This window comes from Pseudarthrobacter ribosi (assembly GCF_055412865.1).
This window is the reverse complement of the sequence record NZ_JBVAYZ010000001.1, coordinates 346,922-362,037: the sequence shown is the minus strand read 5'-3', so window position 1 is coordinate 362,037 and position 15,116 is coordinate 346,922. Positions and strand designations below refer to the sequence as shown.

The 15,116-nt window shown below is 62.2% G+C and carries 12 protein-coding genes; 5 read left to right on the top strand and 7 right to left on the bottom strand.

Features of this window, described 5'->3' with window-relative positions; genetic code table 11:
• Nucleotides 1-3 precede the first annotated feature (3 nt).
• A complete protein-coding gene (locus tag ACZYZ5_RS01585; RefSeq protein WP_463898694.1) occupies nucleotides 4-1,293 on the top strand; it encodes a M20 family metallo-hydrolase in 1,290 nt (429 codons plus the stop codon).
• On the top strand, nucleotides 1,290-2,522 hold the full coding sequence (locus tag ACZYZ5_RS01580) for an aminotransferase-like domain-containing protein (protein ID WP_463898693.1): 1,233 nt from the start codon (nucleotides 1,290-1,292) through the stop codon (nucleotides 2,520-2,522). The genes ACZYZ5_RS01585 and ACZYZ5_RS01580 overlap by 4 nt, the downstream gene beginning before the upstream one ends.
• Before the next feature lie 119 nt (nucleotides 2,523-2,641).
• Here ACZYZ5_RS01580 and ACZYZ5_RS01575 read toward each other — a convergent pair whose 3' ends face one another.
• The 5 genes from ACZYZ5_RS01575 to ACZYZ5_RS01555 all read right to left on the bottom strand — a co-directional run bounded on the left by ACZYZ5_RS01575 (nucleotide 2,642) and on the right by ACZYZ5_RS01555 (nucleotide 6,530).
• Nucleotides 2,642-2,827: a hypothetical protein gene (locus ACZYZ5_RS01575; protein WP_463898692.1), complete on the bottom strand. Its 186-nt coding sequence runs from the start codon at nucleotides 2,825-2,827 to the stop codon at nucleotides 2,642-2,644.
• Between the two features lie 472 nt (nucleotides 2,828-3,299).
• Nucleotides 3,300-3,947 carry an RraA family protein gene (locus ACZYZ5_RS01570; RefSeq protein ID WP_463898691.1) on the bottom strand — a complete coding sequence of 216 codons (648 nt, stop codon included), beginning with the start codon at nucleotides 3,945-3,947 and terminating at the stop codon, nucleotides 3,300-3,302.
• Nucleotides 3,944-4,303: a RidA family protein gene (locus ACZYZ5_RS01565; RefSeq protein WP_463898689.1), complete on the bottom strand. Its 360-nt coding sequence runs from the start codon at nucleotides 4,301-4,303 to the stop codon at nucleotides 3,944-3,946. The genes ACZYZ5_RS01570 and ACZYZ5_RS01565 overlap by 4 nt, the downstream gene beginning before the upstream one ends.
• Nucleotides 4,304-4,326: 23 nt before the next feature.
• Nucleotides 4,327-5,163, bottom strand: a complete 837-nt coding sequence (locus ACZYZ5_RS01560; RefSeq protein WP_463898687.1) for a RidA family protein — start codon at nucleotides 5,161-5,163, stop codon at nucleotides 4,327-4,329.
• Nucleotides 5,160-6,530 (bottom strand): MFS transporter, encoded by a 1,371-nt coding sequence (locus ACZYZ5_RS01555; RefSeq protein ID WP_463898686.1) that lies wholly within the window; start codon nucleotides 6,528-6,530, stop codon nucleotides 5,160-5,162. The genes ACZYZ5_RS01560 and ACZYZ5_RS01555 overlap by 4 nt, the downstream gene beginning before the upstream one ends.
• A gap of 1,132 nt (nucleotides 6,531-7,662) precedes the next feature.
• Between ACZYZ5_RS01555 and ACZYZ5_RS01550 the strand changes: the two genes are divergently transcribed.
• The 3 genes from ACZYZ5_RS01550 to ACZYZ5_RS01540 all read left to right on the top strand — a co-directional run bounded on the left by ACZYZ5_RS01550 (nucleotide 7,663) and on the right by ACZYZ5_RS01540 (nucleotide 13,398).
• Nucleotides 7,663-8,985, top strand: coding sequence for a DUF2252 domain-containing protein (locus ACZYZ5_RS01550; RefSeq protein ID WP_463898685.1), 1,323 nt, complete (start codon nucleotides 7,663-7,665; stop codon nucleotides 8,983-8,985).
• A 2,916-nt stretch (nucleotides 8,986-11,901) separates the two neighbouring features.
• Nucleotides 11,902-12,591: a helix-turn-helix domain-containing protein gene (locus ACZYZ5_RS01545; protein ID WP_463898684.1), complete on the top strand. Its 690-nt coding sequence runs from the start codon at nucleotides 11,902-11,904 to the stop codon at nucleotides 12,589-12,591.
• A gap of 354 nt (nucleotides 12,592-12,945) precedes the next feature.
• Nucleotides 12,946-13,398: a hypothetical protein gene (locus ACZYZ5_RS01540; RefSeq protein ID WP_463898683.1), complete on the top strand. Its 453-nt coding sequence runs from the start codon at nucleotides 12,946-12,948 to the stop codon at nucleotides 13,396-13,398.
• 293 nt (nucleotides 13,399-13,691) lie between these two features.
• On the opposite strand, the gene ACZYZ5_RS01535 is transcribed toward ACZYZ5_RS01540, so the two are convergent.
• Nucleotides 13,692-13,895 carry a hypothetical protein gene (locus ACZYZ5_RS01535; protein ID WP_463898682.1) on the bottom strand — a complete coding sequence of 68 codons (204 nt, stop codon included), beginning with the start codon at nucleotides 13,893-13,895 and terminating at the stop codon, nucleotides 13,692-13,694.
• Nucleotides 13,896-14,206: 311 nt separating this feature from the next.
• Nucleotides 14,207-14,896, bottom strand: coding sequence for a PAS and ANTAR domain-containing protein (locus tag ACZYZ5_RS01530; protein WP_463898681.1), 690 nt, complete (start codon nucleotides 14,894-14,896; stop codon nucleotides 14,207-14,209).
• Between the last annotated feature and the right edge of the window lie 220 nt (nucleotides 14,897-15,116).

Genomic DNA, 15,116 nt, shown 5'->3' with positions numbered 1-15,116 from the left:
ACCTTGACCACCACAACAGCTTTCAGCACCGGGGATGCCGCGTTCATCCGGGACTTCCGGACCATGAGCCAGTTTGGCTCAACCGAGAACGGTGGTGTGGACCGACAGGCGGCAAGCGCGCCGGACGGCGAGCAGCGCCGCTGGCTTGCGGGTCTCCTCGAGAGCCGCGGCTTCACCGTACGGTTTGATCGCGCCGGAAACCAGTGGGGCCTCTACGACGTAGTTCCGGGCGCACCGTACGTGGTGGTGGGTTCGCACATGGATTCACAGCCGACGGCGGGGCGTTACGACGGCGCATACGGCGTCCTCGCAGCTGCCTACGCGGCGTTCCGCCTCAAGGCGAAATGGGGCTCCGCCGGGCCTGGCAGCCAGCCCCGGTTCAACATCGCAGTAGTCAACTGGTTCAACGAAGAAGGCTCCCGCTTCAAGCCGTCCATGATGGGCTCGTCCGTCTACACCGGCAAGCTTGACCTGGAAACAGCCCTGGCCACGAAGGATGCCGGCGGAGTGAGCGTTCGTGAGGCCCTGGACGCCATCGGCTGCCGCGGAGAGTATGAGGGCCCCGAGGCTGCGTTCTGCGCAGAGATCCACATCGAGCAGGGCCGCAGCATGGAACGGGAAGGCATCACGATCGGGCTGGTGCATTCCAACTGGGCGGCCAACAAGTACGAGTTTGTGGTGCACGGTGAGCAGGCGCACACCGGATCCACCGTCATCGCGGACCGCAAGGATGCTCTCCTGGGCGGCTCCATGATGGTGGTCGCAGCCCGCCAACTGGCAGATAAGTTCCCTGGCGTTTTGCATACCTCAGTGGGCCAACTCACCGTTTACCCGAACTCCCCTGTGGTGGTGCCATCCCGCGTCAGCCTGTTGCTGGATCTGCGCAGCGCTGACGAGTCTGTCCTGTCAGAGGCCGACGCCCTCCTGCATCAGCGGATCACCGAGATCGAACGGCTGGCAAACGTCACTGTGGAACGCCACCACTCCCACTCCTGGCCGGTCACGCCTTACCAGCCCGAGGGCGTGGAGCTGGCGGGCAAGGTGGCGGCCGACCTCGGGCTGTCCAACAAACAGGTGATGACCCTGGCCGGGCACGACTCCACGAATATGAAGGACATCGTCCCCACCGTGATGCTGTTTGTGCCCAGCGTGGACGGAATCTCCCATAATGAGCACGAATACACCACAGATGAGGATATCGTCGCAGGTCTGACGATGCTGACGGAGGTGGCCAGCAGGCTCTGCAACGGAGACCTGGAGCCTGTTTCCGCCGAGGGGAACCTCAGGCCGTGACCGCGACGGAGCCGGACGTACTGTCCGTCCGCCCGCGCCACACGGAGCTGTGGGCGCGGCGGTCGGCGAACACCCCATCCCTGGCGGTGCGGAACATTTTTGCTGTCGCCGCGCGGCCAGGGATTATTTCGCTGGCTGGCGGCAATCCGGACGTCGGTTCACTGCCTCTGACTGCCCTTGGCGAGACGGCGGCTGCCATTATCGCCGACCTGGGTTCCCAGGCGCTACAGTACGGAGCCGGGCAGGGAACCGAGGAACTGCGATCGCAGATCTGCTCGATCATGTCCCTTGAAGGCATCACGGACGCCGACCCCGACGACGTTTCCGTGACCATCGGATCCCAGTCCGGCCTTGACACTGTGACGAAGATTCTTTGCGATCCGGGGGACACGGTGTTGACGGATGACGCCACGTATATGGGGGCCCTGGGCACGTTTTCCGTGTACGAAGTTGACGTCCAGCCGGTCCTAACGGACTCCGACGGACTGATCCCGGAGGCTCTGCAGGAACGCATCCATGCGTTGCGCGGAGTGGGGAAGCGCATCAAGTTCCTCTACACGATTCCCAACTTCAACAATCCAACAGGTGTGACGCTCAGCGTGGAGCGGCGGCAGCAGGTAGTGGACATCTGCCGGGACGCCAACATCCTCGTGGTGGAGGACAACCCCTATGGACTGCTCCGGTACCGCGGGGATGCCCTGCCCGCACTGCGCGCGGCTAATCCGCAGGATGTCATCTATCTGAGTTCCTTCTCTAAGATCTTCGCTCCCGGCCTCAGGCTTGGCTGGGCGCTGGTTCCGCCCCACCTGAAGCAACGCTTCCTCGTCAGCGGGGAATCGAGCACGCTGTGCCCACCGGCGTTCAACCAGATGCTCACCTCCGCCTATCTCCGTGACTACGACTGGCAAGGCCAGCTCGATGTCGCCCGTGCTGCCTATCGGCTCCGCAGCGACGCGGCCCTTTCGGCCCTCTCGGAGACCATGCCCGACGGCGTGACCTGGACCAGGCCGGAAGGCGGCTTCTTCACCTGGCTCACGTTGCCTGGCTCGGTGGATACCGAGGCGCTCATCACGACGGCTGTGGACGCCGGTGTGGTGTTCTTCCCGGGCGCCGCGTTTTCGCCGAGCACCGCACCGTCGCATCAGCTGCGCCTGGCGTTCAGCGCGCTCAGCCCCGGCCTCATCACCGAGGGCATCCACCGGCTCGCCCCAGTGCTTGCACGGCTCTAAAGCCGCTTCGCTGTTCCCCTACCGCTCTCGGCCCGGGCATGCCGATGAGGGCCAAGTAGACGCCGGACGCTGGCGCAAGACGCTTGCGCTCGAGGGGTAGCCGGCAACGTATGACATGGTCAGGCCGTCTGCGGGATCGCGTCCGGGGCGTTCCACCCCAGCTCGTCTAGCGTCCCAACGAACTGCGGGCCGAAACGGAACGTGAAGCCCTCGACCTGACCTACCCCCTCGCCGCCGTGCACGGCACCGAAGCAGGGGCAGCTGAAATCGTCGGAGATCGGGGAGATGCTGCGCGAGACGGACACCTGCGGTTCCATCCACAACCGAACTCGGCCCACTCGGTCCGGAAGGCTTCAATGTACTCGAACTGCAGCTGCCCCGCCCTGATGGAGTACCTGCCGACGCTCATCGACCCGCAACGTCGCCGCGGCGCGGGCATAGGCCGCTTCGAGCCGGGATCCTGCTGATGCTTCCGCGCGAACCGGACCGAATGCTCCCCTTGCCCTATCTCAGCCTCGCAACCTTCGGCTCGCCTCCGGAGCCAGATCTTCGACCACGTCCTCAACGGCCGCGCCGCGGACCTCGCCGACCCTGCTCCGGCCGATCGTCGACACCATGAAGGCCCAGGCACCACGGAGTTAGGGGCTGGTTCGGCGCCCTGAGCGACGCCATCGTTCATCGCGGAATTGCCACCATTGAGCGCTGGAGATCACGACGAAGCGCCCGACTGGATTTACCGGTCGGGCGCTTCGCGTTTCAGCGCGATGTTCCTGGGGCTTATTCCGTGCCGCCGGGAAGAACCGCGTCGATGGCCTCTCCCGAACGCAGACGTCTCAGAATGTCCGGCTCAGCACGGTCCGTTGCCAGGGCTAGGTCAACAATGGCAGCGGCGTCCTCCGGCGAGAGCACCAGGACACCGTTGTCGTCGGCCATCACCACGTCGCCGGGGTTCACAGTCACCCCGCCGCACAGCACAGGAACATTCACCGCACTGTTGGCATCGAGTTTGCGCTTAGCCGTGAGGACACTGGTTCCGCGGGCGAAAACCGGAAGCCCTGCGCTCCGGAGTTCCACGATGTCGGTCACCACTCCGTCCACAACAATGCCTGCGGCACCGGCGCATTGGGCCGCACACGCGGTGACAGCACCCACCGGTGCATGAGTGGTGTCATGCCCTGTTTCGATGACAAGAACATCGCCAGGTTCCAGAAGCGCCAGCGCCCGGTTCGTGGCGAAGGCATCGGCATTGGTAATGCGAACGGTCACTGCTCGGCCAACTAGGTGAACGTTCGCGAGCATCGAACGGACGCCCGAATCGAGGAAGCCTTCCTCGAGGAAATGCCCGATCGTGGGAAAGCTTACGGACTGGAGCCGGTTTACCAGCTCAGCATCCAGAGCCTCGGTCAGACGAACTGTTCCGTTCATGAGCTGCCGCCCTCCTTCATCACAGCTATGCACTGAATCTCGAAGGAGAAATCCCAGATCCCCACACAGATCGAGGTGAGTGCGGGTGCGCGGGAACCGAAAACATCAGCGTAGATGCGGCGATACTCCTCGTCGTGATTCTGGTCGGATATGTAAACGGTCGCGTTGACGACGTGGTCAAGGCTTGAGCCTGCCCCTTCAAGAACGGTTCGGAGATTCGTCAGGACCTGACGGACTTTCCCTTCATAGTCCGCTGGCCGATCGTCCGTCCCAGCGATCAGTGGAATCTGGCCTGTGGTGAAGACAAATCCACGTGCAATCACCGCTTGGGAGAACGGTCCCACCGAGGCCGCCATACCTGGAAATGTAGCCAGCCGCTTTAGCATGTCTGTACCGCTTCCCGGATATCGGAGCCGATTCTTGGCTCTTGCGAAATTGGGTCCTCCGGCGGTCCGTCCACTACCAACGCGATGCACTCGATCTCCAGCGCAATGTCCCAAATGCCGACGCAGCATGAAGTACGTGCTGGCAGCGTTGACCCGAAAACCTCGGCGTACACCCCGTTGTATTCAGCCAACTGTTCCGGGTCCGTCAAGTAGGTGGTGACCTTCGCGACGTGGGCAAGATCAGAGCCCGCCTCGTGGAGGATGGCTTCCAGATTAGTCAGGGTCTGGCGGACTTGTCCGGCGAAGTCCTCCGGCTGGTCCTGCATGCTGGTTCGCGCCGGGATCTGGCCTGATGTGAAGACCATTCCGTTTGCGACGACAGCCTGGGAATAGGGTCCCAAGACCGGAGCCATCCCGGGCGCGTTGGCGATGCGGCGAATTAGCTGTGGCTTTTGGCCGTCCACCACCGCCGCTATGCAATGGATTTCGATGCTGTATTTGCTTTCGGACACCATAACGGTCGTTCTGGCCGGAAGGTTATCGCCGAATACGTCCGCGTAGATCTCGTTGTATTCGGCCAGCCGTGGATCCGTGAGGAACGTAGTGATTTTCAGTGCGTGATTCAGGCTGGATCCCGACGCTTCGAGAGTTGCCGAGAGGTTTGCGAGCACCAGTCGTACGTCGTCGGCGAAGTTCCGATACTCCTCGTCCGGGCCGGTGCGCAGCGGTACCTGTCCTGAGGTAAACACCAGGCCATTGGCCACGACGGCTTGGGGGGATGGACTGGGCAGGGCGTTGACGCCGTCTAATGTTCCGATACGCCGGATCATGCTCGGGTAGCAAGTTCGTCGCGGTCGGCAGCTTCAGAAGGCGCTTCGTGGATTGCGTCGATATTGGAACGCAAGGTTTCAGTGAGCAGGAGCAGGGCAACGAGGGAAACGGCAGCCGAGCCGATCATGAACCATGCCACAGAGGATCCTTGGCCGGTGGCGTTCAACAAGGCCGTTGTCGCGACTGGTGTAATGGCGCTTCCAAGGAGACCGGCGAGCATGTATGCGACAGAGAGGCCGGAGTATCGGACCCGCGAGCCGAAGAGTTCGGCCAGGAATGTGGCGATCGGGCCGTAGTTTGCACAAAATGCCGTCATCATCAGGATGTATCCGAAGACCACGCCGGCGAGGGAACGGGTGTCCATTAGCCAGAACAGCGGGAATGCGAAGACGATTTCGGCTACTATCCCGCCGACGATAATGGGCTTGCGGCCAAACCTGTCTGACAATTTGCCGAAAATCGGGAGCATGATGATTCCCACTGCGCAAGCCGCCAGGACTGCAATAAGCATGTCATTCGTGGAAAAGCCCAGTTTTGTCTTGCCATAGGTCAGCCCGAACGCAACCAGAATATTGAACGCGGTCCCGGTAGAAATTGTCGCCAGCGCACCGAGAAGGACCTGCTTCCAGTACTTTTGCAGCAGTTCGGCCAGCGGCATTTTTGCTTTGGCTCCCGCGTCCTTGACGGCCTGGAATGAGGGAGTCTCTTCGAGCGTGAGCCGAATGTAGAGTCCCACAGCAACCAGGATGACACTGGCGAGGAAAGGAATCCGCCAGCCCCATGCAAGCAGGGCTTCCTCAGGCATGATTCCGGCGATGATCAGAAACACGAGGTTGGCGATCAGCGTTCCACCGGGGACACCGACCTGGACCAAGGAACCGTAGAATCCACGCTTCTCCTTCGGAGAATGCTCCACCACCATCAGGACTGCCCCGCCCCACTCCCCGCCCAGAGCAAGTCCTTGAACGACTCGAAGCACGAGCAGAAGGATCGGCGCTGCGATGCCAATCGTTGCGTAGTCCGGCAGGAGGCCAATAGCAAACGTTGCGGCACCCATCGTCAGCAGTGATGTCAGGAGCATAGATTTGCGCCCCATCCGGTCACCGAAGTGGCCGAAGAGTGCCGCACCCGCCATTCTGGCGACATAGGCAGCAGCGAAGGTGCCGAACGCCAACATTGTTCCGACCAACGCATCAAAGCTGGGGAAGAATATCTTGTTGAATACGAGGGCAGAAGCGGTGGCAAAGAGGAACAGGTCGTACCACTCAACGGTGGTTCCTATAACACTGGCCACTGCGATCTTGCGCATCTTGTCTATCTTGGGGCCGGATGTTGTTGCGGGTGGTGCAATGGATGATGTGGACATGGTTCTTCTCCAACGTGAAACGCAGCTGATGTGAAATGGACTGATCGTGCACTCAACTCTCGTGTGCGCCAGATCACAATTCAATAGACTTCTTCCCCCGGTTACCCCCTCAAAAGAGGGCATTTGCCCAAAATGCGAGATGGGTTGCCGCGCTGTATCACTCATAGCTTTCGGGCGCTCTCGCGCAACTGCCGACCTCCCTACCCACCCCGGGGGATGTGGTCAGTGCGCCTTCAGACCGAGGGAGCGGTGCCCCCAGAAGACAAGGCTTGGCCGTAGCAGCCTTACGCTGCACCAAGACTGTGTCCGGTGGTGAGCATTACTGTGTGGGAAATGGAACCCAATCTCAGCCCCTCAGCCGGCTGCTGCGCAAGGTGTCAGTGACGGGAACGTGACTATCTCGCTCGAGACAGCGGTCGAAGCATGAAGTATGACAGCCGCCTCTGGCACCGAGTGGATGAAACTTGGTTGACCATCGAACTAGATCCCGGTGCTGATATTGGTCGTTACGTCAGCCCCGTACCCTTTGGGCATTCTGGCCCGTTCGCTATTGCCGCAGGACGACCTGGGCTATGCTCCTGCCATGTACGGACTGGATCGCTGCTGAGGCACCCATGAGGATAGTAGAGACTGACACAGTCGCAGGACTGCCCGCACCGGCCGCCAGAGATTTTCCTGCGCCGGGTCAGAGTCACAATCTTTGATGAAGAATGGGCGCTATCCCTTGTGGAAACACTCGGTGCCACAGACCCAAGATCCACCCTGGACACTTTCGAAGGCGCCCGGTACATCGAACGGGCAGACCGTTCCCCCGACCGGTGCCTCTGGTGGGCGACGACAACCCTGGGCAATGCCCTCAGCCATGGCCAGCTTCGGGAAACCAATCACCCGAAAAACAGCGGATCGGCTGGTTGCTCAAATGCTGGACCGTGCAGGCGCCGAAATCGAACGGCAGTGGAGGTTACGCTGGTACCAGCGCCACAGTCGGGGAAGGACTCCAGCAATCATGGGACTATCCAGAGCAGACCGCCAGGCCGCCGCCTGGATCATTGTTGGCTGAGATATGCCCAATATTTCCGGCCAAGGTGCCATCGTCCGGGCCCGGGCGGCCGGTAAAGCAGCCCGGCAAACCATGCCACGCCGTGAACATGCAGAGTTCAACGTGCAGGAACGGGATCCTGTCCGGCTCCTCGAGGAACAGCACGCCACCCGGGTGCCTGACCTGGTTTCGGTGCGCATCGGCCGGATGCTGGAAACGCCATTCTCCTTCTACCGCGGCTCCGCCGCCGTGATGGCGCATGACCTGTCCGCGCAGCCGGTATCCGGGCATCGGGTGGTGGCGTGCGGGGACGCACATCTGGCCAACTTCGGCCTGTTTGCCTCGCCGGAGCGCCGGCTGGTCTTTGACCTGAACGACTTCGACGAAGCCTTCCCCGGCCCTTGGGAATGGGACGTCAAACGGCTCGCGGCCAGCATCTGGCTGAGCGGGCGCAACAACGGCCATTCCGAGGAACAGTGCCGCACCGCCACGGAGGCTGCGGTGCGGTCCTACCGCAGTACGCTGCGACGGCTCTACGAATTGACCGCGGCGGAACGTTTTTACTACCAGGTGGAAACCGATGCCCTCGTCGCGGCGAAGACCACGGCACCGGCCAGGCTAAGTACGGAAGTCAGGAAGGCCCGCCAACGCACCTCCGAGCAGGTGCTGTCCAATCTGGGAGTCACGACGGCGACTGGTGAGCCGCGGATCGCGGACCAGCCGCCGATTGTCCGCCATTCAGAGGTCAAGGTCATGGCCCGGATGAACGAACTATTCGGGACATACCGCAGGACCCTCCGCGCGGACACCGCACTGCTGCTGAGCCAATTCAGAATGGTCGACTACGCGCTGCGGATCGTGGGCGTTGGCAGCGTCGGCACGCGCTGCTGGGTGTTCATGCTCCAGGGCCCGGGCGGGGAAGCCCTCTTCCTCCAGGGCAAGGAAGCCGGCCGGTCCGTGCTCGAGACCCACGGGGGCATCACCGACCCGCCCGGTTCGGTGGCCCACGCCCTGACCACCCATGGCCAGGGCTACCGGGTGGTCGGCGCCCAGCGGATCCTGCAAGCACAGTCGGACCCGTTCCTCGGCTGGATTTCGAATGTCACGGGCAATGACGGCCAGACCAGAGACTATTACATCCGCCAGTTCCGGGACATGAAGGGATCCTTCAAGCTGGAGGAACTCAACCCGAGCCAGGAAGTCTGGTACGGCGCGCTTTGCGGCCGACTGCTGGCCCGTGCGCATTCCCAGAGCCCCGGCAGCGCGTTCATCGCCGGGTACCTGGGCAAAGGAAACGCCTTCGACCAGGCGGTCACCAACTGGGCTGGCCGCTATGCCGACCAGGCGGAACGGGACCACGGGACTCTGGAGAAGGCCGTGCGAGCCGGGCGCCTGCACGCCGAATTCGGCGTGTAGGACAGGCTGTGACCCGGCGGCGCTGACCGCGGGAGGCCCTCCAGAAACGTGCCCAGAAGCCGCAGGTCACGTTGAGTTGGGCTTCACCCTGCAAGATCCCTCATTCCCAGAGACCTGGTCTCTACGAGGTCAGCTGACATTGGACGCCGGAGAAGAATTGACGCAAGCCAGCGAAGCGATGAAAGGGTTGCTCACGTAGTGCAAAATCCGTCAGTGTCCCATTAGGGCATCCCTCACCGCGACAACGATTTCTGTAAGGAACGCGCCACGAAAAGGGAACGGGGTGGCGTTTCCTATGCGTCTCGCATGGCTTTGAACGTGAAGTAGGTCACTTCTCCGGCGGCGTTCTCAACGCCGAAGATGAATTGCCCGGACGGCGTCGGGCGGAGGTCGATGACGGTGCCGACCGACCGAGGTGTGACGACCTTGTCGCCGGCTTGAAAGATGTTTTGGCCATGGCATGATCCTACAATGCAATCAACTAGGGCTGATGGTGTCGAGGCCCGACAGCCTGCCTAGGTGGCCATTTTCTCAGAGTACTCAATCAATGTCCGTATCGACCTGCACCGAGTTCAGGCGGTCTAGGTGGTTCGTAGAAGGTCACGCCCCATATTGCATGGGAACTGAAATTGGCGCCCGCCTCGGTTCCTCTTCTTATCCCGTTAGCCGGTCCTCAACCGGGCAGACAACATCGGGACGCCCGTGGCGGGAACGCCCCAGTACTCGGGGCTGAATTAGAGTGGCCGGCCGTAAGGGTAGTCCACCCATGCTCCGGTACCTTCGTCCGGGCACGCATGGTCTGCGCCGTATATCGTGCGCCAGTAGTCCGCGGGGAAGCGGGCTCCCTGGAGAACGGCGTTCAAGTCGACGCCGCGCTCCTCCCGCCCGTCGGCGAATCGCGCGTCATATCGAATGCTGCGATAACGACTCCCCCGGTCAGGACCGCAAGACACAGAGCTACAAACATCAGCGCCCAGGCGGCTTGCTTGAGAGTCACGCCAACCGTCGACCCGCAAGCCCCCAACAGTTGGTTAATTGGACCGGCTTGCAAAAGTATCCCCCGAGGCTTCATCTTGCGAGCCTAACTCAGCTTCGTCGGCGCTCATCCCGTATCCAAGCGATTGCTGACGGCGTCCACTCTGGTCTTCATATTTTGACGAAGTAAGCACGGTCTGCACGGCAATTGCTTGTCCGCCAGGGGATCCCTTACCGCCCACCCTCGGGTCACAACGACTGCAGGAACGCCATGATGTCACCAGCGAGGAGCACGGGTTCTTCGTGGGAGCGACCACGATAAGCCGTCCCTCGTCATTCCGGTAGGGCCGGAAGGGTCCCCTGATCCCTTACCGCAGCCGCCCAAAGATATCGGAGGATGTCCTCGATTGTATGTCGGGTGTTTAACCGTCCGAGGCACGGGAGTTGGCTAATTTCGGCGAGCTGTTCTACTCATTTGGACGAGTTCTGCTGTGGGCCGCCATCCTCGGCTTCGCCGATGTGCTGGGTCTCATGGTCGCTTCGGTTTGGCTAGGTCACCGGCGGCTGCAGCGCAAGAAACAGCAGGGAACAACAACGACGGGACAACGAGGACTGGGCCAAGCGCCGTCAGGGCGGTGTGTCGCCAAGTACGACAGCTTCCCGCTCCGTGCACACCCGGGGACCTCTAACCGTTCCGCACAGAAATTCCACAGGCGATCCATACGGAGGACACAGTCGGCGAGCCCACCATTGTTCCAACCGGAGTAGCCGCGAACGCGACGGCGACCGCGACTTACCGGAGCGTCGGTGGCGAGCGGCGAGACCTTTAGCCGAAAGAGGACCGGCACTTATACCGACTAAAGATGTGAGGCTCAATGATCACTTTGCGCAAGCACCTACTCCCCCCAGTCCCCCAGACAGGCTGCTGTCGACGCAAGCCTGTACCTCTGAAACCGCGGCCTCCACGTCCGGCGGCGTGACCAGTAGATCCGCCGGTTCAAGCCCCGAACAGTGAGGTGCCCCCGATGTCACCAAAACGCGAACCACGCTTCTGGAACCGTGAACACGCTCCCTTAATCATGCTCGGGGTCGGACTCGTCCTGGTGATGATCGCCGCCGGGATAGTCCAACTGGATGTGGAATGACCAAATGCGACACGAGAGAGCGCCGGACGATGAAATGTTCCATCGCTCACAATTCACGAAGTACCTGCAAGAGAGGAACAATGGAAATGAATACTTCGAATCAGTGTCCCGTTGCTGGCTGCGGTGAGACAGGCGTGAAGTTATCGCCTCATCACGACCCGTTTGGACTAATTACCTTTGACCGGCTAGCGGCTCGACCGATGGAACTTGCCTGTCCGCTTCATAGTGAAATCCTGTGGGAGCGATATAGGAAGGAAGTAACTGCAGCCATGATGAGTGCGTCCCGACGTGGAACTGCTGCTGCGCCTACTGATTCCGTGGCAAGGGTTTCCTGGCGTCTGAACTCCCACAATGACCCCACATCAAAAGCAATCGCGTCCCTACTGGCACTGGGAGAGAGCGATGAATGCTCGTCACCCCTGGAGCGGTGAAACTGAGACAGACGCCCGGCGGAGAAGTGTGGGGAAAACCGAAATCCAAGGGTCCCGGTGTAGACCAAGCTGGACACATCGCCAGCCTTTAGTCGCCGGGATAATGCAAACAGGGCAGCGGAGGTCTGGCCCGGCCGCCTCGGCAAGGTCACCGGGCATCTCCCGGCATCGGCCTGCGCAGACCGATTCCATGAAGGACCTGATTGGCCATGAGCAAGAACCTTATCCCCGCGTCGATCGGCCCAACCCCTACCCTCCGAACCGGGCTACGACCCCCGCTCATCCGGACCCAGATTGACACTTGCCGATAGATTCATAACTGTTAGCGTATTGACACTACCCGTTAGACACGGAACCATTAGCGTATGGATGTAATGCGCGACATGACAGTGGCCGAGGCTGCCGACCGGCTCGGCCGCAGCACGATGTCGATCCACCGTCTGATCCAATCAGGCCAGCTGACAACCACCGGGACGGTGGGTAAAGCCCTGTTGATAGGCCGGTCATCCGTTGAGCGTCTGGCCGCCACCGGTACCCGGCCCGGCCGGGCGTGGACGGCGAAGACAGCGTGGGCCGCCATGGCCCTCCTCTCCGGCCAGAACCCCACCTGGATCTCCTCCTCCGAAAAGTCCCGCCTGAAGGGCAGGCTCCGCGAGCTTGACGCCGACGCCGTCTGTGTCCTGGCCCGGAACAAGGACAAGACCATCCGCTTCCGCGCTACCCAGGACGGACTGGCCGCGCTGAACAGCCACTTGATCGCCAGCGGCGCCTCCGCCATGCGGGACGAAACCACCGCTGACACCTTCGGCATGTCCGGCGGCGGCGGGATCGCCGAAGGTTACGTCATGGCCGGCGACGCGGCCGCGCTGGCCGCTGCCTTCGGCCTGATCGAAGACCCCGACGGCAACGCCATCATCCACGAGGTCGAGCTTGCCGAGCCTTTCACCGAAGGCCGGGCACCGGTCGCCGCGGTCGCGGTGGACCTGATGGGATCCCTGGCCACCCGCGAACGCAGCGCAGGCCGACGCGTCATCGATGAGCTCCTCCATGTCTGAGCCGGCCATGGCCGAGGTGGCCACCGCCGGCGGCCGCGAAATCTGGGACGTCCCGGTGCCCCCGGGCGGCTGGGGAACCCCGTGGCCGTAGTGCGTCGAACTGCCCAGAGCGCTGCCCTCAAACCAGTGGACACTGGTCGGCGGCCTTATGGTGCAGCTGCATGCGGCCGCGGCCGGCCTGGCCGTTTCCCGGCCATCGGCTGACGTGGACATCGTGCTGCACATCGAAACAGGGGCGGCCACGACGTCAGCCGTGATGGCAGTCCTGTCCGGGCTGGGCTACACCTTGAAAAGTCCATCTCGGCTGACGCCCCGGCCCACCGGTTCGTCCGCGGCAAGCAGCAGATCGACGTTATGATCGCCGACCACCTTACCCCGGCCAAGGTCCCGGGGATCGGGGGACGCAAGCCGTTCCAGGTCGCCGGCGGTACTCAGGCCCTGCAGCGGACCGTGACCTGCCGGATGACAGCCGACGATGACGGGCCGGCGCTCATCAGCATCCCGAATGCCCTCGGCGCGCTGGTCCTCAAGGGGGCCGCCTACCGCGAAGACTCCCGCGACAAGGACCGGCACCTCGATGAGGCCGTCGTCCTGTGTGCCACCATCAAGTTCCCGCTGGCCGCTGCGGCCCTGATGAAGGGCAGCGACAAGTCACGCATCCTGACCCTGCACAAGGAGCTCGTTGATCCCGGGCACCGGTCCTGGCAACTGCTGGATTCAGCGGACCGGACTACCGCGATGGATGCGCTCCGGATTCTGGTCGCCAACCACAGCCTCCCGCCGGCCAACCGGCTCAAGCTCGGCTGAGAGACGCCGTCGCGGCGGTGGCGGCCGCGGCCGGTCTGTGGCAGGTCCTGTCGGAGTGCCGGCCGTCTCCCGCGGGCTGCGCAGGACAACCAGCCGGCGCCGGACCGCACAATCATGACCTGCCGCGTCGCCATGTCCGAACCAGTCAAGCCCTCAACACTCGCGCTCCCCGCGGCACCGAACGGGACGGCCTCAGGTTTTGCGACTCGGCGTCGCAACTCTTCGCGCGGGGCAGAGGCGGCGAAGCGACCCCTGCTACGTTCCAGCGCACGAGATCCGGGCGGTTGGTACTGCTAACGGACGTCGCGGCTTCTAAACTCTTCGTCGAGCTCATAGTGCCGGAACTCGGTCTCCGGGTTCGTTTCTCCCTCAGAAATGACCTCGAAGTCGAGCTGGCGCTGGATTTGGCTGTCCAGGACCTGCAGCTGTCGATCTTCGACCTCGGCGAGGTTTTGGGGAAAATTCTCCGCAGGGGTGAGATGCAGTTTCTCGGTCATCGGGTCCCGTCCTAACGCCATTCCGGTTCAAATCCGGACTCCTACAACGTCAAAATTCTAAGGGGCAACAAGTTGCGATGTCGCCCGTGCACCCGCGGACGACAACGCTTTTCTCTCGTGGCGAAACGAAACCGCCGACGGAAGACCAGACCAGGCCAGGAGACGATTCACTGGATCCACTATCGGCAAAGGTCCGGGCAGCGCCGGCAGGGAGTCCGACCGTCTCAGTAATGGATCATATTTAAGGTGGAAAGTGTCATCTTCCCACTAGAAGCCTTCTGCACTAACCACTAGACGGGCCGTTCCCATACCTAAGCCAAACCCTCGCTAGTCGTGCCCCCGCGTACCGCAGCGGCATGAGCTGTGTGGCGTTGAAGGTCATGGATGAACGCAGTGAGCACGGCCGCTTTGCGGGCGTCTTCGGCGAGGCCGACAAGCTGAGAGGCGATGGCGGCCAGTTTTTTGTTGGTGTGATTGCTGTGGACACGGAGCAGAGCGAAAGCTGCATCGGCACCGATGCTGAGCCGTCCCATAAGAATGCCCACGGCTCTTTCGATGACGGCGCGGGCGTGGACGGCTCCGGCGACGGCATCCCTGGTGGCCCGTTCAGTTTCGGCGCGGACAGTTGAGGTCAAGTCGACCATTATTCCCGTGATGGAGAAGAGCCTGCCGTTCGCGTCGAGGACGGCCTCCCCGGTAGTCAGTACCCTGTGTTCGCGCCGGCGGGAGTCAATCAGGCGGTGGTAGCTGGAGAAGTACCCCCCGACCTCGGCCAGGTCTGTGTGCAATTCCCGTATTCTTGCCCTGTCGCCTGGGTGCTTGTGCGCCAGGACGAGCTCAACGGTGGGCACGACCTCTCCGCGCTGGTATCCGTGGATCCGGTAGAGCACATCGGACCAAACCATCACCCCGGTCACAGCATCGACGAGAAACGCCCCCGCGGTGCAATCACCGGCCTCCAGCGCGCTTGAGTACGTGAACATGCTGTCAAAAGTACTCATACCGTTCGCACCAGTCCTTCGTGGGAATCCCCCGGCATGGGGCAAGTATCGGTGATATAACCCATTCCGGCACACTCCCGGACAACACGGATACCCTCGACAGCCGACACCTTGTCCGGGAACGGACCGGACACCGCCACAACCGTCCCATCGGGAGCCTCCAATTTAAACCCGAAAGACAGGTTCCCGTCGTGAAAAAGCTCGAACGCTCCAGCCACAG